Here is a 21,948-nt window from a genome sequence, read left to right as displayed (position 1 = left end):
GAGCCCGTTGTTCACTTCAAAATATCGCCGCGGAAGCCGTAAGGCAGCATGTCGCCCATGGTCACGGTCTCGGCCACACCCGCATTGTCGCAGAGATAGAGCTTTGTTTCCGGCCGGCAGAATTCGGCAAGCCGCTGGCGACAGCCGCCGCAAGGCGAGCATTTGGCCATGCGTTCGGCAAGGACGGCGATCTCCACGATCTTGCCGCCGCCGCCCATGATGTAGTGGCCGAGCGCCGTGGTCTCGGCGCACCAGCCTTCCGGATAGGAGGCGACTTCGATGTTGGCGCCGGTAAAGACGCGCCCGTCCTCGGTGCGCAAGGCAGCGCCGACCGGAAACTTGGAATAGGGCGCGTAGGCCTTGGCCATGGCGGCCTTGGCGGCCTCGAACAGATCATGCGACATTCAGGTGTTCTCTCCGATGATCGTGTTCAAAACCCGGCGCAAAGCCGACCCGTCGCTCAACGTTCCTTGACATAAGGCACGCCGCCGGCGCGTGGCGGGATTGCCTTGCCGATGAAGCCGGCGAGCAGGATCACGGTGAGGATGTAGGGCAGCGCCTGCATGAACTGCGCCGGCACCTTGCCGATGATGGGCAGCGGTGATCCCTGCAGGCGGATCGACGCCGCGTCCAGGAAGCCGAACAGAAGGCAGGCGAACATGGCGTTGACCGGCTTCCACTTGGCAAAGATCAGGGCTGCCAGCGCGATATAGCCCTTGCCGGCGGTCATGTCCTTCACGAATCCGCCATTTTGCACCATCGACAGGTAGGCGCCGGCAATGCCGGTGAGGATGCCGGTGCAGATCAGCGCCCTGTAGCGCAGCCAGGCGACCGATATGCCGGCGGTATCGACGGCGGCCGGGTTCTCGCCTACGGCGCGCAGCCTGAGGCCAAAACGGGTGCGAAACAGCACCCACCAGGTGAACGGCACCATCAGGAAGGCAAGATAGACCAGGATCGAGTGGCCCGACAGGAGCTCGGCATAGATCGGTCCGATGACCGGCACGTCGCGGATGGCCTCGGCGCCCGGCAAGGTGATGGCCTCGAAGCGCTCGCCCGGTTGCAGCGCCGGCGTGCGCCCGCCCTGCTGGAACCAGGCCTGGCCGAGGATGATGGTCGAGCCGGCGGCGATGAAGTTGATCGCCACGCCGGAGACGATCTGGTTGCCGCGATGGGTGATCGAGGCAAAGCCGTGGACCATGGCGAAGGCGACCGAGATCAGGATCGCCATGCCGAGGCCGAGAAAGGCCGAATGGAACACGGAAGCGGCCGCAGCACCGGCGAAGGCGCCGACCAGCATCTTGCCTTCGAGGCCGATGTCGAAGATGCCGGCGCGCTCCGAATAGAGCCCGGCGAGGCAGGCAAGCAGCAGGGGCACCGAGAGGCGGATGGTGGAGTCCAATGTCTGGATGATCGCGTTGAACACATCCATCTCAGGCACCTTTCCCCTTGACCGCTTCCATACCGACCGATCGCGGACTGAACGAGGCGAACAGCGCCTGGATGTAGGGCCGGAACATGTGCTCGAGGGCACCGGCAAACAGGATCACCAAGCCTTGAATGATGACGATCATATCGCGGCTGATTGCCGGCATCTCGAAGGCGAGCTCGGCGCCGCCCTGGTAGAGCATGCCGAACAGGATCGCCGCCAGCACGATGCCGACAGGGTGCAGGCGGCCCATCAGCGCCACGGCGATGCCGACGAAGCCGGCGCCGGAAACGAAGTCGATGGCGACATTGTGCTGATCGCCCATCACCGGATTGAGTGCCATCATGCCGGCCAGCCCGCCCGAGATCATCATGGCGGTGATGATGATGCGGGTTTCGGAAATGCCGGCATAGCGTGCCGCTTTCGGGCTGTGACCGTAGGTGCGCATTTCATAGCCGAGCTTGGTGCGCCAGATCAGCAGCCAGACCAAGAACGCCATGACCAGGGCCAGCAGGAAGGTGACGTTGAGCGGCGCCGAACGGATCTTGGCGCCGAACAGCTCGATGATCCAGTTGAGCTTGGGCAATTCCGCGCCGGCGAGGAAGTTGCGCGTCTGCGGCGCTTGCGAGGCGGCTGGCTTCAACGGGCCGACCAGCAGGTAAACCATGATCGAGGCGGCGATGAAGTTGAACATGATGGTGGTGATGACGATGTGCGAGCCACGCTTGGCCTGCAGATAGGCCGGGATGAGCGCCCACAATGCGCCCACCGCCGCCGCAGCAATGATCGCCAGCGGGAAGGTCAGCCACCATGGCAGTGTGCTGTCGAAGCTCAGGCAGACGATGGCGATGCCGAGGCCGGCGATGTAGGCCTGCCCTTCGGTGCCGATGTTGAACAGGCCGCAATGCGCGGCCACCGCCACCGAAAGCCCGGTGAAGATGAAGGTGGTGGCATAAAAGAGGGTGAAGGCGATGCCGGTGCCTTTGCCGAAGGCGCCTTCGACCAGGATGACGGCTGCGCGCAACGGATTCTCGCCGACCAGAAGCACGACGAAGCCGGCGACGACGAAGGCGACGAACAGATTGATCAGCGGGATCAGGCCATAGTCGGCCCAGGCCGGCAGTTTGGCGTAAGGCGCGCTCATTCGGCGGCCTCCTGGTGCTCGATGCCGGCCATCAGCAGGCCGAGCTCGCCCTCGGTCGCTTCGGGGCCGCGCTCGCCGACGATGCGGCCGGCAAACATCACCAGGATACGGTCGGACAGCGAACGGATCTCGTCAAGCTCGACCGACACCACCAGCACCGCCTTGCCCTGGTCGCGCATGGCGATCAGGCGCTTGTGGATGAATTCGATGGCGCCGACATCGACGCCGCGTGTCGGCTGGCCAACGATCAGAACACCAGGGTCCTGTTCCATCTCCCGCGCCAGCACGATCTTCTGCTGGTTGCCGCCGGAAAAATTGGCGGTCTTCAGCCGGCAGTCGGCCGGGCGGATGTCGTATTTGGCGATCTTGTCCCTGGCATCGTTGCGGATGGCATCGATGTTGAGGAACGGCCCCTTCAAATAACGGGGATCATCGTGATAGCCGAGGATCGAATTCTCGTTCTCCTCGAAGGCCAGCACCAGCCCGACGTGATGGCGGTCCTCCGGCACATGCGCGAGGCCACGGTCGCGCAGTTCGCCGGGGTCGGCGGCGCCGGTCAGGTCGATCGGCTTGCCGTCGAGCATGACCGAGCCGGACACGGCACGCCTGATGCCGGAAATCGCCTCGAGCAGTTCGGATTGTCCGTTGCCGGCAACACCGGCGATGCCGACGATCTCGCCGGCCCTGATATCGAAGGAGATGTCGTCGACCATGGTGACGCCGCGCGTATCCTTCACCGTCAGGTTCTTGACCGCGAGCTTGACGGCGCCGGCCTCGGCCTCGCCCTTCTCGACCCGCAAGAGCACGCGCCGCCCGACCATCAGCTCGGCCAGTTCCTCGACCGTGGTCTTCCTGGTCTCGCGCGTCGCCACCATCGTGCCCTGGCGCATCACCGACACGGTGTCGGTGATGGCCATGATCTCGCGCAATTTGTGGGTGATCAGCACCACCGTCTTGCCCTGGTCTTTCAACTGCCCGAGGATGCGGAACAGATGGTCGGCCTCGGCCGGTGTCAGCACGCCCGTAGGCTCGTCGAGGATCAGGATCTCGGCGCCGCGATAGAGTGCTTTCAGGATCTCCACCCGCTGCTGCAGGCCGACCGGCAGTTCCTCGATGATTGCATCGGGATCGACTTCCAGCCCGTATTCACGCTCCAGCCGCTCCAGTTCGGAGCGCGCCTTGGCGATGCTCTTCTTCAGCAGCGCATCGCTTTCGGCGCCGAGGATGACGTTCTCCAGCACCGTGAAATTGTCGACCAGCATAAAGTGCTGATGCACCATGCCGATGCCGAGCGCGATGGCGTCATTGGGGGTTTTGATCGAGGCCGGCTGGCCGCCAACGCGGATCTCGCCGCTGTCGGCCTGGTAGAAGCCGTAGAGGATCGACATCAGCGTCGACTTGCCAGCTCCGTTCTCGCCGACAATGCCGTGGATCGTGCCGCGACCGATCTCAAGATTGATGTCCCGGTTGGCGCGCACCGCACCAAAACTCTTGTTGATGCCGATCAACTCGATTGCGGCTTGCGCCATGCAGCCTGTCCCACTCTTATTTTTTTATCGCTTGGTCAAAACGCCTAGCATGACGCTCCGCCCGTGCCAATTGCCGGAGCCGGTTCACTCTCGACAAATCCCGGTGCGCTTGTCAATTTGCAACGTGGCCGGGGCCTTCACATTCGCTAGTATGACGGCGCCGGAATTCGCATTACGGCGCAAGACATCGCGGTCAACGACATCGCGATGAGACTGGGGAATTCACATGATCACGCCCGCTGACCGGCTGACGACGCTGGAAATACGCGCCGCCGAGCAGGAGAAGATCATCGAGGAACTGTCCGGCCAGATCGCCGAGCAGTGGAAAGTGATCGAGCGCATGCAGCGCAAGCTCGACGCGCTGACGGATCGCTTCCTGGCGCTGGAGGAGCAGACAGGAGATGAAGTGCCGGTAACCAAGCCGCCGCACTGGTGAGGAAAAAGGGAAGGTGCACGCCGTGGTCAGTGAAAACGATCGCATCGCGCGGGCCGGCGAATATGTGCTCGGTCTTATGAACGACAAAGACCGCGAACGGGCCGAACGTGACCTGGAGGTCGATCCCGCCTTCCGCGACGCGGTCGTGCGACTTGCCGAGCAGATGTATTTCTTCGACCGTTACGGAAAACGCGGCCTGCTGCCTGGCAGGCATTGGGAACTGGTTACCCAACGCCTAGCCGAGTTACCTCAGATGCGCAGCGTCGAGCTCGGCGGCAATGAGGTCAAACCGCGCACGGTGATCCGAAGCCTGTCCCGGCCACCATACGGCATTGGCGTGCACGCGCTTGGCGGCCGGCGCGGAGTTTTCGTTGCCGCCGGGCTGATGGTGGCGTTCGCGCTGGGCTGTGTCGTCGCGAAGCTGCTATAGGCGGGGCCGGCGCGACATCAGCGCCATCTTCTCGCCGTCCGAGCCGCTTATCTCAACGGTATTCCAGCCGAGAGCCGCGTAGAAATCACGCGCATCCCACGTGTAGAGATGGAGCATCTCGACGCCCCGTGACGCCGCATGGGCTTCCGTTGCCTTGACCAGCGCGGTGGCGATGCCTCGGCGTCGATACCTTGCATCGACAACCAACCCGGCCAGCCATGGCGTCAGATCATGTGCGGGCTCCAGTTCGTGGCGGACCAGCAGGCATGTCCCGACCGGGGTGTCGCCGATCCGGGCCACGAATGCCGCCTCGAAGCCGTCACCGGCGATCAAGTCGCGAAGCCCTGCCGCATCTTCACCGAGGGTCCTTCCGGTTCCCGCGAAAAAGGCAGCCAGGCGCAGTTGCGCGACAGCTGCTATGTCGTGCTCGCCCATGGGTTCGATCGTCGGCTGCATCCGTATCCCCAAACGGTGTCCGGCACGGAGCGAAGGTTTCGCTCGAACCCGTATAAGGCAAAACCGCCGGGCTGGCGCCCGGCGGTTTGCAGATCATGGCTGTGTGTTCGTGCCGCTCAATAGGGGCAAGCGTTGTCAGCCGTATAGTCGTGTACTTCGACCTTGCCGGCAATGATGTCGGCCTTGGCTTTTTCGACGGCCGCCTTCATCTCTTCCGTCACCAGCGCCTTGTTGTTGTCGTCCATGGCGTAGTCGACGCCGCCTTCCTTGAGGCCCAGATTCTCGACTCCGCCTTTGAAGGTGCCGTTCTTGCCGTCCATGAAGGCGGTGTAGACGGCGACGTCGACGCGCTTCAGCATCGAGGTCAGCACCTTGCCCGGCTGCAGGCCGTTCTGGTTGGAATCGACGCCGATGCCGAGCTTGCCGGCATCTGCCGCCGCCTGCAGCACGCCGACGCCGGTGCCGCCTGCCGCGGCATAGACCACGTCGGAGCCCTGGTCGATCTGCGTCTTGGCGATCTCGCCGCCCTTGGCCGGATCGTTCCAGGCAGCCGGCGTATCACCCGTCATGTTCTGGATGACGTCGGTCGCGCCCGCTGACTTGGCGCCGCCGACATAGCCGCATTCGAACTTGCGGATCAGCGGGATATCCATGCCGCCGACGAAGGAGACCTTCTTCGACTTCGAAGCCATGGCCGCCAGGACGCCGACGAGGTAGGAGCCCTCCTGTTCCTTGAACTTCAGCGACCGCACGTTCGGCAGATCGACCTGGTCGTCGATGATGGCGAAGTTCAGGTCGGGATATTCGGCGGCGACCTTGGCCAGCGCGTCCGTCCAGGCAAAGCCGGCCATGACGATCGGGTTGCGGCCGTCCTCGGCGAAGCGGCGCAGCGCCTGCTCACGCTGCGAGGCATTGGAGACCTCGAATTCGACGTAGGCCGTACCGGTTTCCGTCTTGAATTTTTCGGCGCCGTTGTAGGCAGCCTCGTTGAAGGATTTGTCGAACTTGCCGCCGAGATCATAGAGGATGGCCGGCTGGACATCCGCGGCGAAAGCCGGAAGAACCATTGCGGTTGCGGCCAGGAGGCCGAGAACGATACGTTTCATGTGATCCACACCCTGTCGGTTATTTTTTCCGTTACGCGCCGCATGCCGGCCCGGTTCTCCGGCAGGCATACGACGTCAGCCAGGAGTGTACTCCCTCCCGCTCGGCGGCAATCTGGCATGGCCCGAAACAAAATTCACGCGGAATTTTGACCTTTTGGAAAAGCTTGGTGCGGGCAAGCCGCACCGCAGCTTGTCCTTGCGCCAAGTGTCAGGCGGAGGCGGCGGCAGGGATGGCGCAAGCGACGCCAGTGCCTTTGAGGTTGCACGTGCCGTAAGGATTCTTCGCCAGATATTGCTGGTGATCGGATTCTGCGAAGTAGAATTCGGCCGCCGGCGCGATCTCGGTGGTGATCCTGCCGTGGCCGGCACCGCGCAGCGAGGTCTCATACGCATCGCGCGAGGCGCTCGCCGCCGACAATTGCGCCTCGTCGCTCGTGTAGATCGCGGAGCGATAGGCGGTGCCGACATCATTGCCCTGGCGCATGCCCTGCGTGGGGTCGTGGCTTTCCCAGAACAGCTTCAGAAGCCCAGCATAGGAGACGATCTCGGGGTCATGGACCACCAGCACCACTTCGGCATGACCGGTAAGCCCGGTGCAGGTCTCCTGATAGGTCGGATTGGGGGTGAAGCCGCCGGCATAGCCAGCCGCGGTGACCCAGACGCCTTCGATCTGCCAGAACAGCCGCTCCGCACCCCAGAAGCAGCCCAGTCCGAACATCGCCGTCTCCAGCCTCTCGGGATAAGGACCCTTGAGCGATCTTTTCAAGACCTTGTGCCTGGATGCGGTCGGGATCGCCCTGGCGCGGCCCGGCAGGGCCTCGGAGGGCTTCGGCAGATTGAGCTTCTTATTCAGCATGTCGCTGAGAAAGAACATGCGCGGCTCCTCTCCGGGTGAAACATAAGATGCCGCATGACGGCGGCTTTGTTTGAGCATCGGATTTTCCAAAACCGGCAACCGCTTTTGGGTCCGATGCTCTAGGTGGCGGCGAACTGCCCAGCACGCGGTGGCCGCCTGTAGCCTATCACATAGAGCAGGAAAGCCAGCACCGCGAACACGGCGAAGCCCGGCTGGTTCAGCACCCAGGCGATGGCGCCGTCCCACAGCAGCGGGCTGGCCTTGGTTCGGATGAAGGTTTCGAAGGCGGCCCGCGTGTCGGGGGAGACCGCCAGCCAACTGGTGTTGAGCGGGGTCAGCACCAGAACGGAGGCCGCCACGGTGCGTGTCGCGTCGAGCACCGCCATGATGACGGAAATCGACAGCGCGATCATTGCGGCAAGACGAAAGACGAAGCGAAACATCAGAACCCTCCTCCGGGCTGGTCCCTATCGAGGGGCCTTTCAGAGATAGAATGCGCATGGCTGGATCGCAATCGCCATACGCGAATTTGCAGACTCCAAACTCAGGTCAACAGAAGGCCGGACGACAGTCGGCCGGGTGGCTTTTCATTGACATATGAGGGCAGCTATGCTAACAATTTCGGCATGGTGCTGACTTGCGCCGACGACCCGCCGCACAGGCGGGTTTTTGCGTTTGGTGCCTTGCAAACCGACGTGCCGGCGAAGTCTCTAAAGCCCGGGTGAACCCGGATTCGTTGCCCTGCGCGAACTATGCGGCCGGCTTCCTTTTGCGCCGATGGACACGCCAGACGGCAAAAACGCCGCCGCCTATGGCGCCGATCGCCAGGCCGGCCAGGCCGGTGAACACGGCGAAATAGCCGCAGGCGCCCTCGAAACAGCTCATCTCGGTGGCATCAGCGATCACCGAGCCGATGGCGAATCCGCCCACGGCGCCGATGACCGCCCCCAGGACGATGCCGAGCAGCGCGGCGACGACCGAGACGAAGACAGGCGGGCTTTCGGTTTCCGGATTGACATAAACGGCATCGGCTTCGGATCCACGGCGCAGCAGATAGATGCAGAGAACGCCGATGGCGATTTGAGCAGCCATGATGGCAAGCGCCTGGCCCGAAAAGACGAAATCCGAAATCGTCAGTGCACAGGCCTGCCAGGTCACCAGCCAGACGATTGTGGCGACCTGCCAGATGATGAACCGTCGCGGGAAGCGGGCCGAGCGGCCGAAGGCGAGGCCGAGCAGGTAAAGCCCCCACAGGATGGTGACGATATCGATGACGAGCCCGCCATAGATAAGGTAAAACACGCTGTCTGGCAGGCCGGTGGCGCCGACCGCGGGCCAGACGGAGATCAGGCCGTAGACCGACCACGCCATGACGAAGACAAGCCAGCCCACCGGCACGAAGGACAGCCCGCTGTCCGGCCGCCTGACTGGCGTCTGTCCATTGCTTGATGTCATGTCCGCACAATGCCCCCGCAAAGCCTCGGCACCCGACAGGCAACTCCGGGGGAAGTCAAGGGCGGCCGGCCCCGCGGTCCTGCCTGTGCACACCATTGCAGCGGCGGCGCCTGTAAAAACGGGCATGCCGGCCGCCTTGTGAAACACTGTGTGGCCGGCAAAGCGAATAGACTGCCGTTATGGCTTGGCATTCGGCGCCGGATCGACTAGATGAGCCCCGCGCCTGTTGCTTCGGCTCAGGTGCGGGGAAGGGCGTTCGCTGGTTGGCGGCGCCGGCGCGGATTTCCACGCCTCAGCCCAAGGGAGGTGCATCTCCCCAACCCGCACGGCGAAACCGGCCGACGCGACATGCATGGACGGAGAGGTGGCCGAGTGGTTGAAGGCGCACGCCTGGAAAGTGTGTTTACGGGAGACCGTAACGCGGGTTCGAATCCCGCTCTCTCCGCCAATTTGCACCCCAGCCGGAGTTGCCTGGAGCCGGCGCCCAGGGCACACGGACCAAGGCAATCCTCGTCGAGCGCCACGGAGGACCCGAGGTTCTGCAGCTTGCGGAGATCGGCTTGGCGCCGCCATCGCGTGGCGAGGTCCAGATCCGTCACGCATTCATTGGGGTCAACTTCATCGACGTCTATTGCAGGGACCGGCTATTTCGACCTCCTGCAGCCGCCGGGCGTTCCGGGCATTGAAGCCGCCGGTCTCATCGTAGCGGTCGGCCCGGAGGTTTCAGGCTTTTCAGTCGGCGACCGCATTGCCTATGCATGCCCGCCGGTCGGCGCCTACTGGCGCAGGCTGCCGACGCTCATCGCGATCTCGAGGCCAGGAGGACAACCAGGGCGCTTGTGCTGAAGGTGTGATAGTGTTGCCCCGGTGCTGTCATATTCTGAACAGGGCCGAATACCGGAGAATGGCAGCAAAACGGTCGATCATCTCGCCCTAGGCCGTGAACTCATAAATTGGGGAGACCGGGATCGGTGGGAAACGGACGCCGACTTCCTGTACCGAGCTGCTTGGATAGGCGCCATGGTCGCCAAGGTCTGACGATCCTTATTTCAACCGTACTCAGTCGCGGTAGCGCAGCGTTTCCAGCACGAGTGCGAAAGCCGGCGAGGGTTGGCGCCGGCTTGGATAGTACAGGTGATATCCCGGCCGGAGTGGGCACCAGTCCTCAAGAACACGCACCAGGCGACCCTCTTCAAGGGGGGAGGTCACTAGGTCCTCGGGCAGGTAGGCGAGCCCGAATCCCTCAAGGCTGGCCTGACGGATCATCGCGAGGGTGTTGAACGCTGCGTGTCCTTGAACGCGCACCTTTAACTCCCGCCCCTCCTGGCGAAACTCCCACGGTGCGAGCCCGCCTGTGGGCAGTCGCAGGGGTATGCACGCGTGATCGGCAAGGTCTTCAGGCGTGACCGGACGGGAGCGGCTTACGAAGTATGAAGGCGCTGCCACAACCGCCATGCGGAAGTCTGGTCCGATGCGCGCCGAGATCATGTCCTTGTCCACCTGTTCGCCAAGCCGCACACCCGCGTCGAAGCGATCGGCCGCAATGTCTGCCAAGCCGTAGTCATGGATGATCTCGACCCTGATGTCGGGATAGTCGCGCATGAGCCCGACCATGGCAGGCCAGATGATAGTCTCGCCGGCATGCTCCACGGTGGTGATCCGGACTGTGCCGGCCGGCTTGTCGCGCAGGGCGCTGAGGGCGGCAATTTCGCTTGCGATCTCATCGAACTTGGGAGCGATGCTTCGGAACAGACGATCCCCCGCTTCGGTGAGCGAGACGCTGCGGGTCGTGCGGGTCAGCAGCCTAACGCCGAGGCGCTCTTCCAGCGTCCGGATCGAATAGCTCAGAGCCGACTGCGACACCCCGAGCTTGGCGGCCGCCTTGGTGAAGCTGCGCTCGCGGGCGACGGCGATGAAGGTCAGGAAGTCATCCAGACTGTCGCGACGCATTCATCAACCCCACTTCTAAGCCCATGCAGATTATACCATCTAATTGCATGCCGCTAAAGGAGCTAACTTCCTGACCTCAAGGCCAGACGGTCCGGAGCAACTCTCCGCGCAATGCCTACCGTCCAACTGGCCACCGAAGGAGAACAAAATGAAGAAGGTAATCGTGGGCGCGCTCGCCGCCCTCACCATGATCGTGAGCCCTGCCGCCTTTGCTCAGGAAGCGACGGGCGCCGTCCCCCGCGCCTACATGATCGGCAGCTATGACATCAAGGATAAGGCGGTGTTTCAGCAGTACATCGAAGCCGCCTCGCCGCTCGTCACCAAGTATGGCGGCCGGGTGATCGTCTACAACCCCAATGTCACTGCCATCGAAGGAAGCTCGAGATCGGTGATAGCCATCGCCGAGTTCCCGAGCCTTGCTGACGCCCAGCGCTACTACAACTCGCCGGAATACACGGCGGCCCGGCAGTTTTTCACCAAATCGACCGAAGGATTTCGCATCATCACCGAAGGCGCCGGCCTTCCGCAGTGACGCAGTCCGCTGGCGGATGGATACCGGCATGGGCGGCGTCAGCCCCTGCTGGCCATCGCGTCCGAATTCGAGGCCGAGCTGCGGCCTAGAGAACAGGAGCGCAATATGAGTGTTTGGTTCATTACCGGCGCAGGCCGGGGCCTCGGTCTGGATATCGCCAAGGCCGCATTGGCGGCGGGCCACAAGGTGGTGGCAACCGGCCGCAACACGGAAAAGGTCGCAAGGGCCGTCGGAAAGTCCGAGAACGTCCTTATCGTCAAGCTGGACGTGACGAGCGCGGCCGACGCCGAAGCCGCTGCCCAGGCAACGCTTGACCGGTTTGGCCGCATCGACGTGCTGGTCAACAATGCGGCGAGTTTCTTTGCCGGGTATTTCGAAGAGCTGACCGCCGAACAGATGCAACTGCAGCTCAGCACCAGCCTCGTCGGTCCCATGAACGTGACGCGGGCCTTTCTGCCAGCGATGCGCAAGCAGCGGTCCGGCAGGGTCATTTCGATCTCTTCGACGGCCGGGCTAATGGGCTTCGAGTTCTGCACGGCCTATTCAGCCTCGAAGTTCGGCCTCGACGGCTGGATGGAGGCGCTGCAGACCGAAGTCGTGCCGTTCGGCATCGAGACGATGATCGTGAACCCGGGCTTTTTCCGCACCGAGCTTCTCACGGAAGAGTCGACCAACTATGCCGCGCCTTCCGTCGAGGACTACAACGAACGGCGGACGGCGCAGATCGCTTTCTGGCGTTCTCAAAACGGCAAGCAAGGGGGTGACCCCGCAAAGCTTGCGCACGCACTGATCACGCTCGCGGCTGGGGACGTGCTGCCCCATCGTTTCCTTGCCGGTGCCGATGCCATTGCGACGGCAGAGCAGAAGATTGCCATTCTGCAGCAGCAGATCGATGCCTATCGCGAGCTCTCGAGTTCCCTCGCCATCGACGAGAATGGCCATAACTAAGCGACCCCTGCGGAACATCCGTACTTGCGGTGCTGGTGGCTGAACACCACTGGCACTGCAATTCCGAGGTGAAGACTTCGTGGCTGCGGCAGCCCCAAAACGGCCACCTGTGGATTGATCAAATACGTCCGCTAAGAGGTCGATTGTCGACTGGCGGCTCTCCTATTGCAGCGGAATCTGATTCCAGACTCTGCATGAGCCGATATGACCTGACCGACTCCGAATGGCACGTGATCGAGCCACTTTTGCCCAAAAGGCCACGAGGGGTGCCGCGTGTCGATGATCGGTGCGTGCTAAACGGCATCTTCTGGGTGCTGCGATCCGGTGCGCCTTGGCGGGATCTACCAGAGCGGTATGGTCCACGCACCACCTGTTACAATCGCTTCGTCCGATAGCGGAAAGCAGGCGTGTGGGACCGCCTCATGGACGCTATCACCAAAGTCCATGACGGCAAGGTGCAGATGATCGACACCTCTATTGTTCGCGTCCACCAGCAGGGCGCGACGGCAAAAAAGGGGGATCGAGATCATTGTCTCGGTCGTTCCCGAGGCGGGCTGACAACCAAAATCCATGCTCTTGTCGACGCCAAAGGCATGCCGATCAAATTGATGCTCACGGCAGGTCAGATGAGTGATATTGCCTCGGCAGCAGACCTGATCACGGATCTGCCGGAGGGTGCCATGCTACTCGCCGACAAGGGCTATGATGCCAACGCCTTGCGTAATGCGGTCAGCAAGCGAAAAGCATGGGCCAACATCCCGCCCAAGGCCAACCGCAAGGACCCAATCTGCTTCAGCCCCTTCTTGTATAAGGCCGCAACTTGGTTGAGCGCTTCTTCAACAAAGCCAAGCAGTTCCGCCGCATCGCAACCCGCTACGACAAGTTGGCTGAGAACTATCTTACCGCGCTCAAACTCGTCGCAATCCGCATCTGGCTACGCGGTAATGAGTCTACGTCCTAGATCACCGCTTCCTCGAGGAACGGCTCGTTGCGCTCTATGCGCTCGTAACAGAACGGCGACAGATCGAGCGTCTGGAAAGCCCCGTGAACGATGAGTTCTGAAACTCCCCGGCCCACGGCTGGCGACTGTTGCAGCCCGTGCCCCGAGAAGCCGTTGGCAAACATGAAATTGGTCACCTGCGGGTGGAAGCCGACGATGCCGTTGTGGTCGAGCATGTTGTACTCGTAGTGGCCGGTCCAACTGGTCTGGACCTTGAGGGCATCGAAGGCCGGGACGCGATGCCAGAGCGCCGGCCAGATATATTCGTCGAACTCTTCATACTGCATTTCGAAGTCGTCGTAGCCGGCCGGCCCGTCGCCCTGCGGGGTGTTGCCGGTGAGAAAAAGCTCGCCTTCCGGGCGCACGAATGTACCGGAAAGGTCGATGACGTTGGGCATCCGGCCAGGGATCGGATTGGCACTGGCGAAGACGAAGCTGTAGCGCTTGTACGGCGCGACCGGGATCGACAGGCCGGCCATGGCTGCGACCTGTTGCGCGCGCGGACCCGCGGCGTTGACCAATGTTCCGCAGGCGATCGTCTGGCCGGTCGCGAGGCGCACTGAGACGACCCGCCCGTTGGCGATGCCAAGCTCCGTCACGGCATTGTCGATATACTCGACACCGCTGGCGCGGGCGGCTCGGCGGAAACCGTTCATCAGCCCCATGGAATCGAACCAGCCCTCTTCCCGGGCCCCCCAGGAACCGCCGCCGAGATCATCCACGTTGAGCCAGGGAAAGCGATCCTTCAGCGGGCCCGGCTTGAGGAAGACAGTGTGAGCCCCGAGACTTCGCTGCAGGTCGACGCGCTCGCGGGCCGCTTCGACGCCGTCCGGGGAGCAGCAGTAGAGATAGCCGTGCTCACGAAAGCCGAGATCGGGCGCCGGCTCGTCCTTGTAGAAGGGTGCCATGCGCTCATGGAAGGTGCGGATGACCTCAATGCCGAACTGGCTGATCTTCACATTGATCGGATTGGAATATTGCTGCCGGATCGCGCTGGTGGACAGCGCTGTCGATGAAAACTCGTAACTGCTATCGCGCTCGACCACGAGGATCGATGCACCGCTGCCCAGCGCCTGGCTCAGCCAGTAGGCCGTGGACGAGCCGACAACCGCTCCGCCGACGATGACGATGTCGTAGGCGTTGCGCGATGGCGCTTTGTAAGGCGGGATCGCCATGGCTCCGACTCCAAGCTACTGGTTGAACAAAGCGATCAGGGCATCCGAGCCCCGCGCAAGAAGGCCAAGGTCCGAACCGACGGCAACCATGGTGAAGCCTTCGGCAAGGTAGCGGTCGGCATCGGCCCTCGCCGGCGCCAGGATGCCGCTTGCCTTGCCTGCCGCCGTTGCGGCCTGACGCACGGACGAGATTGCCTCCTGGACATGTGCCGCGCCGGGATTGCCCATCGCGCCCATATTGGTGGAAAGATCGCCGGGACCGACGAAGAGAACGTCGACGCCGTCGACCGCCGCGATCTCGGCGGCATTCGCCACGCCCAATTCATCCTCAATCTGCACGGCGAGAAGCTGCTGCTCACGCGCCTTGGCGTGGTAGCCGGCGATGCGGCCGAAGGCGTTGGCGCGGTGACCGACCGAGAAGCCGCGAAATCCGCCGGGCGCATAGGTCATGGCCGCGACGATGGCGCGGGCCTGATCGGCGGTCCGTACATTGGGGATCATCAGGCTGCGTGCGCCGATATCCAGCGCCTGCTTGATCAGATTGGGATCGTCGGAGGGCAGCCTGACGACAGCCTCGCTGTCGAAGCCGCCCATCACCTGAAGCTGCGCCATGATGCTGCGCAGATGGTTGGGGCTGTGCTCGCCGTCGATCAGCACCCAATCGGCTCCGGAGCCGGCGACGATCTCCGTGGTGAGCGCCGAAGCCAGCGAGCACCAGATGCCGATGTGAGCCTGGCCAGCCGCTGTGGCAGCTTTCAGCGTGTTGAGGCGTTCTTGCATCTTGCGATCATCTCCAATCATCTGGATTGAAATTTGTATGATGTCCTATATCATATGGCTACAAAACGGTGCAAGATGCGATGTGCGGACTTTCGAATGGGAGCTGGAGAATGAGGATCGGGTTCATCGGGCTTGGCGTCATGGGAGCACCGATGGCGCGCCACCTGGCCGATGCCGGGCATGAGATCGTCACCGTTCTCAATCGCTCCCCTCTACCGCAGGGCCTGACCGCATCGGTCGTCGCGTCCGCCGCCGAAGTGGCACGGCGGTCCGAGATCATCATCACCATGCTGCCCGACACGCCTGACGTCGAACGCGTCCTGTTGGGCGAGGACGGCGTCCTGGAAGGACTGTCAGCCGGCAAGCTGGTCGTCGACATGAGCTCGATCAGCCCCATCGCCACGGCGGCGTTCGCGGCGAAACTGCGAGAGAAGGGAGCCGGCTACCTCGACGCCCCGGTCTCGGGCGGCGAGGTCGGCGCCAAGGCGGCAAGCCTCACCATCATGGTCGGCGGCCCGGCCGCCGAGTTCGAGCGGGCGCTGCCGATCTTTGAGACACTCGGCAAGAACGTCACTTCGATCGGCGAGCAGAATGGCGCCGGGCAGACCTGCAAGATCGCCAACCAGATCATCGTCGCGCTCAACATCGAGGCCGTGGCCGAAGCGCTTGTCTTCGCCAGCAAGGCCGGGTGCGACCCGACGAAGGTGCGCGGCGCCCTGATGGGTGGCTTCGCCGCTTCACGCGTCCTGGAAGTGCATGGCCAGCGCATGATCGACCGGACCTTCGCCCCAGGCTTCCGCATCAAGCTCCACCAGAAGGATCTCAACCTGGCGCTTGACAGTGCCCGCGTCCTTGGCGTGGCGTTGCCGAACACCGCCATGGCGCAGCAACTGATGAATGCCTGTTCAGGCCATCCAGGCGGCGCCGAGGCCGATCACTCGTCTCTCGTCCGGGCGCTGGAGATCCTGAGCGGCCACGAACTGTCAAAAGAAAAGGAGTAAAACCGATGCGCGGAACCGGCAAGGCCGAGATCTTCGTGATGCTGGCCCATCCCGTGGCCCATGCCAAGAGCCCCGGCATATTCAACGAGATCTTCGAGCAGAAGGGCCTCGACAGCCTCATGGTGCCCTTGAGCTGCCGCCCGGAGGATTTCGAGACCTTCTGGGCCGGCATCACGGCAGCCGAGAATATCAGGGGCGTGATCATTTCGGTGCCGTACAAGGTTGCCGTCTACCACAAATGCTCCGCCGCGCATGACCGCGCCGCGCGGGTGGAAAGCGCCAACTCGGTGCGACGGCTGCCGGATGGCAGCTGGTATGCCGACAATTTCGACGGCGTCGGCTTCATCGATGCGCTAAAGGCAAACGGACATCAGATCGCCGGCCGCCGCATTCTTCAAGTCGGTGCCGGCGGCGCCGGTGCCTCGCTCGCCTATTGTCTCGCGGAAGCCGGCGCCGACGAAATCCGCCTTACCGACATCGATACGGCGCGTGCCGAGAAACTGGCGGCGCTGGTTGGCCGCGCGTTCCCGAAATGCCGCATCCAGGTCGGAGGGGCCGAGCCTTCCGGCATGCATATGGCGATCAACGCCACACCTGTCGGCATGCATGCCGGCGATCCGCTGCCGCTTGACGTCAGCCGGCTGACCCCGGATATGACGGTCGTGGACATCATCATGGAGCCTGCGGAAACCGCTCTGCTGCGGGCGGCCAAGGGGGTCGGCTGCCGCGTTCAACCGGGACGCCCGATGATGGATTTCCAGGTCCGGGCGATGTCCGAATTCTTCGACATCGAAGGCAAGGACCGTGGCCATGGCTGAGACACCGACTGCCGTCGTCATCGGCGGCACGTCCGGCATCGGACGCGCTATCGCGCAGCGCTTCGCCGAAGACGGTTATCATGTGGTCGTCTCCGGCCGGGATGCGACGAGGGGCAATGAGGCGGCCGGCTCCTGCCAGGCGGCAGGCGCGCCGCGTGCGCTATTTGTCCAGACAGATGTCGCAGATAGCGGCTCAGTCGAGGCTCTGGCACGGATTGTCAGCGACGGGTTCGGCACGCCTCACGTCGTCGTCAACTGCGCCGGCATCTTGCAGAGCGGCAAGTACGTCCTTGATCAGGATCTGGACGAGGACGAGAAGATGTGGCGGGTGAATTATCGCGGCACGCTGTTGGGGTGCCAGGTGTTTGGCCGGCTGATGTCGGCCGCCCGGCGAGGCGCGATCCTGAATGTCGGCTCGCTCGCCTCTTTCGCGCCGCTGTCGCTGCCGGCCTACACGCCGGGAAAGCATGCGGTCCTGGCCCTGACCCAGATCCTCGCCGCCGAACTCGGCCCGCATGGCGTTCGCGTCAATGCGGTCGCGCCCGGCTATACACTTTCCGATGGTTTGAAGACCAAGATCGCCAAGGGTGAACGCAACCCCGAAGCCATACAGGCCACCACGGCACTGCGACGCTTCGTCGAGCCGCGCGATGTCGCCGAGGCGGCATTGTTCCTCTGCTCGGAGCGCGCCGCTTCGATTACCGGCGTCACCTTGCCGGTCGACGCCGGCTGGCTGGTTCAGGCGCCTTACGCACAATATCTGCAGGGAAATCCCATCCGGCAAACGCCGGCTATCTGACAAGGATAATCCAGTGAGCAATATCCGGCCAGTGAGCGACATCCAGCGCTTCGACTTCGATACCCGCATCCACCACGGCGTCATCCATAACGGCACGCTCTACCTCACCGGCCAGGTCGCGAGGCCCGGCCAGTCCGCGGCCGACCAGATGCGCGAGGTGCTCGGCAAGATCGATGCGCTGCTTGGCAAGGCGGACACGGACAAGACCCGCATCCTTCATGTGCAGATGTGGCTGGACGACATCAGGGATTTCGACGAAGTCAACGCGGTGTGGGACGCCTGGATGCCCGGGGAGCACGCACCGGCGCGCTCATCGGGCGAAGGACGGATGGCGAAGCCCGGAATGCTGGTCGAACTGATCGTCACCGCGGCGGTTTGAATGGTCCTGCCGGTTCGGGCATCATCCCGAATCTGGCGAGAGGGAGACTGATGACGAAGCGCAAGCCGCTTTCCACCGTCGTGGCGGAGAGCCTGTCCGAGAAGATCCGTTCCGGACAGCTGCTGCCCGGCGCGCAATTGCCGACAGAGGCGGAGCTTTGCGCCGAGTACGATGTCAGCCGCACGGTGGTGCGGGAAGCTGTGGCGCGACTACGTTCCGAAGGCCTGGTGGTGCCGCAGCAGGGGCGCGGCATGTTCGTCAGCGAGACGCCGGCGCCGCGCAACTTCTCGATACCGGACGAAGCGCTCAGGACCTTGCCGGAAACCATTGCGCTGCTCGAGCTGAGGTTGAGCGTCGAGGTGGAGTCGGCGGGATTGTGCGCGGAACGGCGCACCGATGCGGAAGCCAGCGTGATCCGCACCTTGATGGAACAGGTCGACGCCCAGCAGGCCGATCCCGCCGTCGTCCAGATCCACTACGACTATGATTTCCACCTGGCGATCGCCAAGGCGGCACGAAATGAATTCATCCACGGTTTCCTAGGCTATCTCGGGCCGATGATCGTGCCGCGCTTCCAGCTCGGCTATCTGGTCACGCCCGAACTCAAGGACAGCTACTACGCGCGCATACACAGCGAACATAAGACGATCGTCGACGCCATCGAAAGGCAGGATGGCCGCGCCGCCCGCCAGGCCATGCGCAAGCACCTGCACAACAGCCTCGGGCGGGTGCGCGCCCTGGCCCGAGCCTCTGGCGTGGAGGCAATCGAAGCCGAGCAGAAGGCGGCGGCGGCCTCACTTTTCACCGACATGAAAAGGCCTGTCTCGACAGGCGGATGAGGCCTCGGCGAATTCGATCGCATCGGCGCGCCTGAGCCGAAAATTAGACATCCGTTGCGAAAGCCGTGTTTTTTGTTCCGTCACCGGCTGCGCGGGTTTCCCAAGGGTTGAAGGCGCCAGCTTGCCAGCGTTTCCCTGGGTTTTCGGCTGCTGCGGTTAAACCAACACCCCAAGGGATTTTGGAGGCGTTCGAAATTTTCGAAAGTTTATCTTTCCTTTTTGCTGGTTTTCTTGGTTTCGCGGCATCGGCCCGGGCCGCAAACTGAAAACAGACAATCAGGAAAGTCCACGTGACGACAGCCTTCATCACCGGTGCGACGAGCGGCATAGGGCGGGCCATAGCGATCGCGCTGAGCGACGCCGGCTACGACGTCTATGCGGTCGGGCGCAGCCAGGCCGCGCTCAAGGAGCTGCAGGCACAGCGGTCCGGCATCGTGCCGATTGCCGTCGACGTCACCGACCGCGAGGCCCTGGAAGCGGCCCTGGCGGATCTCACCATCGACGTGCTGATCAACAATGCCGGGGTCATGCCGCCGCTCGGCAACTTCGCCGATATGAAGATCGCTGACATCGACACCACGCTCGAGGTGAACCTCAGCGCGGCAATCCTGCTCACGCGCCTCGTCGTCCCGCAAATGCGCGAGCGGCAGTCCGGGCATGTATTGTTCACCGGCTCCACAGCGGGCCACGCGGCATACTCCAACGTTGCCGTCTATTCAGCGACCAAGGCGGCGATATCAGGCTTTGCAGCAGCGCTGCGCGCCGACCTCTCCCCATCAGGCGTACGCGTCACCGAGATCGTTGCCGGCCGTGTCGAGACGCAGCTCTACCAGGACATCCTCGACGCCAACGCGCGCGCAGCCATGTACGCCAGCAAAGTGGTGCAACCGGATGACGTGGCCAGGATGGTCGTCGCTGTGCTTGGGCTCCCCGCATGGGCCGACGTTACCCGTTTCGACATCATGCCGACTTGGCCAACCTCGCCAAGCGGTACCAAGTAAGGAAAACTGGGATGAAAGATCTTTCCGTTCTGATCGTTGGCGGTGGTGCCGGCCTCGGTGCCCTCTTAGCCGAGATGGCTGTCGAGGCCGGAGCGGCAAAGATCGGCATCATCGACATCAACCAGGAAGCCGCCGAGTCCGCGCTGGCGACCGCGAAGGCCAGCGGACTGCCTACCGCGACCGCCCTTTGCGACATCCAGGTAGGCCCAGAGTGCCACGCCGCATTCGAGGCGATCGTTTCGAAACTCGGGCGCGTCGACACGCTGATCAATTGCGCCGCGATCTACCCTCGCCGCCCGCTCCTCGAAATCACCGACGCCGACTGGGATGCCTCCAACGGCATCAACATCAAGGGCACCTACCACATGATGGTGGCGGCGGTTCGCCACATGCAATCGCAGGAGCCGAAGAGCCACGTCCGCGGGCGGATCGTGAACCTGACCTCGGTCGACGCCTTCAAGGCGCATCCGCAGAACGCTCATTATGCGGCGACCAAGGCCGCCGTCGTCAGCCTTACCCGATCCTTTGCCCATCACGTGGCGAAGGACGGCATTCTGGTGAATTCGGTGGCGCCGGCCGGCATGGCGACGGAGAAGGCAAAAGCGCTCGGCTTCCTGGAGGAACTGGCCAAGGCGAGCCCGCTCGGCCGCGGTGCCGAGCCAAAGGAAATTGCCGAATGGGTGCTGATGACGGGCAGCCCCAAGAACACTTACATGACCGGTGAAAACGTAATTGTTTCAGGCGGTTACATATACGCCTGAGCCTCTTTCGCCGCAGGCGACTGAACTCTGGCAGTGCATGACCGAGGCAGTGCATGACCGACCGGCCACAAGCAGGGAAAGGAACGGGATTTTCGATGACCGGCAAGCTGCGCCTTCCCTCGCTGAATGCTCTGCGCGTGTTCCACGCGGTCGCGCAGCACAAGAGCTTTCGGCAGGCGGCGGATGAATTGCTGGTCACGCCGCAGGCCGTCGGACAGCAGATCAAGCTTCTGGAGGATACGCTCCAGGTAACGCTGTTCGAGCGTAAGGGCCGGTCGATCGAACTGACCGAGTCGGCCATTCTTCTGTCGCACTATGTCAAAGCCGGCTTCAACGAGTTTGCCGAAGGCGTTCGCCGCGTCACCAAGTCGAACTATCGGGACCGCATCAACCTGAATGCAAGCCCATACTTCGCCACGCACTATCTCCTGCCGCGGCTTTCGTTGTTCCGGGAAATCTTGCCGGGCGCGGATCTGCGCCTGACGACGATGGTCGACCTGCCCGATTTCGGGCGCGACGATATCGATATGACGGTCCAGTGGGGCTACGGCAACTGGTCCGACTATGAAACCACGTTGCTGGTGCCGGACCCGAAGATCATCTGCTGCACGCCGGCGATCGGCGAAAGGATCAAGTCGGCGCATGATCTGACACAGTTCACGTTGCTCGACACCGTCAAGTCGAAGCGTCTGTGGCCGGACATATTGCGCCACCTTGGCGTGGAGCTGACGGATGGCGACCGCAGCATCAGCTTCGACGACGCCGCGACCATGCGCCGGGCGACCTTGCAAGGCATAGGTGTGGGCTTGGTTTCCGTCATCGACGCCGAGGAAGATTTCCGAGCGGGCACGCTGGTCGCGCCGATCGGCCGCGACGCCATTGCCGATATGAAGCCAGAGGAAGTCCCGGGCTTCTATCTTGTCGTCCCGCGCGGACATCTGCGTGTGAAGGCGGTCGCCGCACTTCACCGATGGCTGGCTCAGCAGGACTGGCGCGGCGACCTCACGATTTCCTCGTTACCGAAACCGGCCCCGCTTTCCGACTAGAAGCGGCTTCGAGACCGAGGCCTGAAAGACGCTTTTCGGGCCTCCAACAACAAGAAACCAAACAACCTCAACAGTGGA

Annotated in this window: 25 protein-coding genes, 1 tRNA gene and 1 pseudogene; 14 read left to right on the top strand and 13 right to left on the bottom strand. The window is 63.0% G+C overall.

Translation table 11 applies throughout. The annotated features are described in order from the left end of the window. Positions 1-11 precede the first annotated feature (11 nt). From cdd to EOA19_RS07520, 4 genes are read right to left on the bottom strand one after another with little or no spacing between them, the layout of a single operon-like run. Positions 12-404, bottom strand: coding sequence for a cytidine deaminase (gene cdd, locus EOA19_RS07535; RefSeq protein WP_013529630.1), 393 nt, complete (start codon positions 402-404; stop codon positions 12-14). A gap of 56 nt (positions 405-460) precedes the next feature. Continuing rightward, on the bottom strand, positions 461-1,432 hold the full coding sequence (locus tag EOA19_RS07530) for an ABC transporter permease (protein WP_128303188.1): 972 nt from the start codon (positions 1,430-1,432) through the stop codon (positions 461-463). A gap of 1 nt (position 1,433) precedes the next feature. Continuing rightward, positions 1,434-2,573 (bottom strand): ABC transporter permease, encoded by a 1,140-nt coding sequence (locus EOA19_RS07525; RefSeq protein WP_023812577.1) that lies wholly within the window; start codon positions 2,571-2,573, stop codon positions 1,434-1,436. Next, positions 2,570-4,102, bottom strand: coding sequence for an ABC transporter ATP-binding protein (locus EOA19_RS07520; RefSeq protein WP_128303187.1), 1,533 nt, complete (start codon positions 4,100-4,102; stop codon positions 2,570-2,572). Before EOA19_RS07520 ends, EOA19_RS07525 begins: the two co-directional genes overlap by 4 nt. A 229-nt stretch (positions 4,103-4,331) precedes the next feature. On the opposite strand from EOA19_RS07520, the gene EOA19_RS07515 reads away from it, so the two are divergent. Together EOA19_RS07515 and EOA19_RS07510 are read left to right on the top strand one after the other, a co-directional pair. Next, positions 4,332-4,538, top strand: a complete 207-nt coding sequence (locus EOA19_RS07515; protein ID WP_206517192.1) for a SlyX family protein — start codon at positions 4,332-4,334, stop codon at positions 4,536-4,538. A gap of 13 nt (positions 4,539-4,551) precedes the next feature. Next, a complete protein-coding gene (locus EOA19_RS07510; RefSeq protein ID WP_348629823.1) occupies positions 4,552-4,968 on the top strand; it encodes a hypothetical protein in 417 nt (138 codons plus the stop codon). Here the strand turns inward: EOA19_RS07510 and EOA19_RS07505 are convergent. The 5 genes from EOA19_RS07505 to EOA19_RS07485 all read right to left on the bottom strand — a co-directional run bounded on the left by EOA19_RS07505 (position 4,963) and on the right by EOA19_RS07485 (position 8,841). Beyond that, complete coding sequence (locus EOA19_RS07505; protein ID WP_128303186.1) at positions 4,963-5,424, bottom strand: GNAT family N-acetyltransferase; 462 nt, start codon at positions 5,422-5,424, stop codon at positions 4,963-4,965. The genes EOA19_RS07510 and EOA19_RS07505 overlap by 6 nt on opposite strands. Before the next feature lie 116 nt (positions 5,425-5,540). Next, positions 5,541-6,530 (bottom strand): BMP family ABC transporter substrate-binding protein, encoded by a 990-nt coding sequence (locus EOA19_RS07500; RefSeq protein WP_128303185.1) that lies wholly within the window; start codon positions 6,528-6,530, stop codon positions 5,541-5,543. A gap of 208 nt (positions 6,531-6,738) precedes the next feature. Next, entirely contained in the window at positions 6,739-7,404 is a 666-nt protein-coding gene (gene msrA, locus EOA19_RS07495) for a peptide-methionine (S)-S-oxide reductase MsrA (RefSeq protein WP_128303184.1), read from the bottom strand. 101 nt (positions 7,405-7,505) lie between these two features. Beyond that, positions 7,506-7,829, bottom strand: a complete 324-nt coding sequence (locus EOA19_RS07490) for a hypothetical protein (protein ID WP_128303183.1) — start codon at positions 7,827-7,829, stop codon at positions 7,506-7,508. 307 nt (positions 7,830-8,136) lie between these two features. After that, on the bottom strand, positions 8,137-8,841 hold the full coding sequence (locus EOA19_RS07485) for a DUF2569 domain-containing protein (protein WP_245486098.1): 705 nt from the start codon (positions 8,839-8,841) through the stop codon (positions 8,137-8,139). Between the two features lie 358 nt (positions 8,842-9,199). On the opposite strand from EOA19_RS07485, the gene EOA19_RS07480 reads away from it, so the two are divergent. Continuing rightward, positions 9,200-9,289, top strand: a tRNA-Ser gene (locus EOA19_RS07480). Between the two features lie 611 nt (positions 9,290-9,900). On the opposite strand, the gene EOA19_RS07470 is transcribed toward EOA19_RS07480, so the two are convergent. Next, positions 9,901-10,791, bottom strand: coding sequence for a LysR family transcriptional regulator (locus EOA19_RS07470; RefSeq protein ID WP_128303181.1), 891 nt, complete (start codon positions 10,789-10,791; stop codon positions 9,901-9,903). A 148-nt stretch (positions 10,792-10,939) separates the two neighbouring features. On the opposite strand from EOA19_RS07470, the gene EOA19_RS07465 reads away from it, so the two are divergent. The 3 genes and pseudogenes from EOA19_RS07465 to EOA19_RS07455 all read left to right on the top strand — a co-directional run bounded on the left by EOA19_RS07465 (position 10,940) and on the right by EOA19_RS07455 (position 13,232). After that, a complete protein-coding gene (locus EOA19_RS07465) occupies positions 10,940-11,323 on the top strand; it encodes a DUF1330 domain-containing protein (protein WP_127290690.1) in 384 nt (127 codons plus the stop codon). A gap of 105 nt (positions 11,324-11,428) precedes the next feature. Next, the gene (locus EOA19_RS07460; protein ID WP_128303180.1) at positions 11,429-12,271 is read left to right on the top strand and encodes an SDR family oxidoreductase; all 843 of its coding nucleotides are present in this window, start codon (positions 11,429-11,431) and stop codon (positions 12,269-12,271) included. 194 nt (positions 12,272-12,465) lie between these two features. Continuing rightward, positions 12,466-13,232 (top strand): annotated as a pseudogene (locus tag EOA19_RS07455) (IS5 family transposase). Here EOA19_RS07455 and EOA19_RS07450 read toward each other — a convergent pair. Both EOA19_RS07450 and EOA19_RS07445 read right to left on the bottom strand, forming a co-directional pair. Next, the gene (locus tag EOA19_RS07450; RefSeq protein WP_128303179.1) at positions 13,229-14,446 is read right to left on the bottom strand and encodes an FAD-dependent oxidoreductase; all 1,218 of its coding nucleotides are present in this window, start codon (positions 14,444-14,446) and stop codon (positions 13,229-13,231) included. The pseudogene EOA19_RS07455 and the gene EOA19_RS07450 overlap by 4 nt on opposite strands. Before the next feature lie 15 nt (positions 14,447-14,461). After that, on the bottom strand, positions 14,462-15,226 hold the full coding sequence (locus EOA19_RS07445; protein WP_128303178.1) for an HpcH/HpaI aldolase/citrate lyase family protein: 765 nt from the start codon (positions 15,224-15,226) through the stop codon (positions 14,462-14,464). 110 nt (positions 15,227-15,336) lie between these two features. On the opposite strand from EOA19_RS07445, the gene EOA19_RS07440 reads away from it, so the two are divergent. The 5 genes from EOA19_RS07440 to EOA19_RS07420 are packed head-to-tail and all read left to right on the top strand — an operon-like array spanning position 15,337 to position 19,062. After that, entirely contained in the window at positions 15,337-16,227 is an 891-nt protein-coding gene (locus EOA19_RS07440) for a 2-hydroxy-3-oxopropionate reductase (RefSeq protein ID WP_023810161.1), read from the top strand. Between the two features lie 5 nt (positions 16,228-16,232). Further along, positions 16,233-17,045, top strand: coding sequence for a hypothetical protein (locus EOA19_RS07435; protein WP_023810160.1), 813 nt, complete (start codon positions 16,233-16,235; stop codon positions 17,043-17,045). Continuing rightward, positions 17,038-17,844 (top strand): SDR family oxidoreductase, encoded by an 807-nt coding sequence (locus EOA19_RS07430; RefSeq protein ID WP_128303177.1) that lies wholly within the window; start codon positions 17,038-17,040, stop codon positions 17,842-17,844. Before EOA19_RS07435 ends, EOA19_RS07430 begins: the two co-directional genes overlap by 8 nt. A 31-nt stretch (positions 17,845-17,875) precedes the next feature. After that, positions 17,876-18,223 carry a RidA family protein gene (locus EOA19_RS07425; protein WP_128303254.1) on the top strand — a complete coding sequence of 116 codons (348 nt, stop codon included), beginning with the start codon at positions 17,876-17,878 and terminating at the stop codon, positions 18,221-18,223. Between the two features lie 50 nt (positions 18,224-18,273). After that, complete coding sequence (locus EOA19_RS07420; protein ID WP_032908872.1) at positions 18,274-19,062, top strand: FadR/GntR family transcriptional regulator; 789 nt, start codon at positions 18,274-18,276, stop codon at positions 19,060-19,062. A 43-nt stretch (positions 19,063-19,105) separates the two neighbouring features. Here the strand turns inward: EOA19_RS07420 and EOA19_RS07415 are convergent, their stop codons facing one another. Then, a complete protein-coding gene (locus EOA19_RS07415) occupies positions 19,106-19,369 on the bottom strand; it encodes a hypothetical protein (RefSeq protein ID WP_128303176.1) in 264 nt (87 codons plus the stop codon). On the opposite strand from EOA19_RS07415, the gene EOA19_RS07410 reads away from it, so the two are divergent. From EOA19_RS07410 to EOA19_RS07400, 3 genes are all read left to right on the top strand, one after another. Next, entirely contained in the window at positions 19,353-20,063 is a 711-nt protein-coding gene (locus tag EOA19_RS07410; protein WP_023810156.1) for an SDR family oxidoreductase, read from the top strand. The two genes, EOA19_RS07415 and EOA19_RS07410, sit on opposite strands and share 17 nt — an antisense overlap. Positions 20,064-20,074: 11 nt before the next feature. Beyond that, positions 20,075-20,824: an SDR family oxidoreductase gene (locus EOA19_RS07405; protein ID WP_023810155.1), complete on the top strand. Its 750-nt coding sequence runs from the start codon at positions 20,075-20,077 to the stop codon at positions 20,822-20,824. A 95-nt stretch (positions 20,825-20,919) separates the two neighbouring features. After that, positions 20,920-21,870, top strand: coding sequence for a LysR substrate-binding domain-containing protein (locus EOA19_RS07400; protein WP_023810154.1), 951 nt, complete (start codon positions 20,920-20,922; stop codon positions 21,868-21,870). Positions 21,871-21,948: the final 78 nt, after the last annotated feature.

The organism is Mesorhizobium sp. M7A.F.Ca.US.010.02.1.1 (assembly GCF_004023085.1).
Lineage (GTDB): Bacteria > Pseudomonadota > Alphaproteobacteria > Rhizobiales > Rhizobiaceae > Mesorhizobium.
Note: the sequence above shows the minus strand (reverse complement) of the source record. Positions and strands in the feature narration are given on the sequence as shown.

What these genes read in the sequence shown, in the direction of transcription:
- EOA19_RS07520 (WP_128303187.1), bottom strand. Translation starts at nt 4,102, where the DNA reads ATGGCGCAAGCCGCAATCGAGTTGATCGGCATCAACAAGAGTTTTGGT.
- EOA19_RS07430 (WP_128303177.1), top strand. Translation starts at nt 17,038, where the DNA reads ATGGCTGAGACACCGACTGCCGTCGTCATCGGCGGCACGTCCGGCATC.
- EOA19_RS07435 (WP_023810160.1), top strand. Translation starts at nt 16,233, where the DNA reads ATGCGCGGAACCGGCAAGGCCGAGATCTTCGTGATGCTGGCCCATCCC.
- cdd (WP_013529630.1), bottom strand. Translation starts at nt 404, where the DNA reads ATGTCGCATGATCTGTTCGAGGCCGCCAAGGCCGCCATGGCCAAGGCC.
- EOA19_RS07405 (WP_023810155.1), top strand. Translation starts at nt 20,075, where the DNA reads ATGAAAGATCTTTCCGTTCTGATCGTTGGCGGTGGTGCCGGCCTCGGT.
- EOA19_RS07460 (WP_128303180.1), top strand. Translation starts at nt 11,429, where the DNA reads ATGAGTGTTTGGTTCATTACCGGCGCAGGCCGGGGCCTCGGTCTGGAT.
- msrA (WP_128303184.1), bottom strand. Translation starts at nt 7,404, where the DNA reads ATGTTCTTTCTCAGCGACATGCTGAATAAGAAGCTCAATCTGCCGAAG.
- EOA19_RS07445 (WP_128303178.1), bottom strand. Translation starts at nt 15,226, where the DNA reads ATGCAAGAACGCCTCAACACGCTGAAAGCTGCCACAGCGGCTGGCCAG.
- EOA19_RS07400 (WP_023810154.1), top strand. Translation starts at nt 20,920, where the DNA reads ATGACCGGCAAGCTGCGCCTTCCCTCGCTGAATGCTCTGCGCGTGTTC.
- EOA19_RS07525 (WP_023812577.1), bottom strand. Translation starts at nt 2,573, where the DNA reads ATGAGCGCGCCTTACGCCAAACTGCCGGCCTGGGCCGACTATGGCCTG.
- EOA19_RS07440 (WP_023810161.1), top strand. Translation starts at nt 15,337, where the DNA reads ATGAGGATCGGGTTCATCGGGCTTGGCGTCATGGGAGCACCGATGGCG.
- EOA19_RS07500 (WP_128303185.1), bottom strand. Translation starts at nt 6,530, where the DNA reads ATGAAACGTATCGTTCTCGGCCTCCTGGCCGCAACCGCAATGGTTCTT.
- EOA19_RS07490 (WP_128303183.1), bottom strand. Translation starts at nt 7,829, where the DNA reads ATGTTTCGCTTCGTCTTTCGTCTTGCCGCAATGATCGCGCTGTCGATT.
- EOA19_RS07465 (WP_127290690.1), top strand. Translation starts at nt 10,940, where the DNA reads ATGAAGAAGGTAATCGTGGGCGCGCTCGCCGCCCTCACCATGATCGTG.
- EOA19_RS07470 (WP_128303181.1), bottom strand. Translation starts at nt 10,791, where the DNA reads ATGCGTCGCGACAGTCTGGATGACTTCCTGACCTTCATCGCCGTCGCC.
- EOA19_RS07450 (WP_128303179.1), bottom strand. Translation starts at nt 14,446, where the DNA reads ATGGCGATCCCGCCTTACAAAGCGCCATCGCGCAACGCCTACGACATC.
- EOA19_RS07485 (WP_245486098.1), bottom strand. Translation starts at nt 8,841, where the DNA reads ATGACATCAAGCAATGGACAGACGCCAGTCAGGCGGCCGGACAGCGGG.
- EOA19_RS07415 (WP_128303176.1), bottom strand. Translation starts at nt 19,369, where the DNA reads ATGAAGGCTGTCGTCACGTGGACTTTCCTGATTGTCTGTTTTCAGTTT.
- EOA19_RS07420 (WP_032908872.1), top strand. Translation starts at nt 18,274, where the DNA reads ATGACGAAGCGCAAGCCGCTTTCCACCGTCGTGGCGGAGAGCCTGTCC.
- EOA19_RS07505 (WP_128303186.1), bottom strand. Translation starts at nt 5,424, where the DNA reads ATGCAGCCGACGATCGAACCCATGGGCGAGCACGACATAGCAGCTGTC.
- EOA19_RS07530 (WP_128303188.1), bottom strand. Translation starts at nt 1,432, where the DNA reads ATGGATGTGTTCAACGCGATCATCCAGACATTGGACTCCACCATCCGC.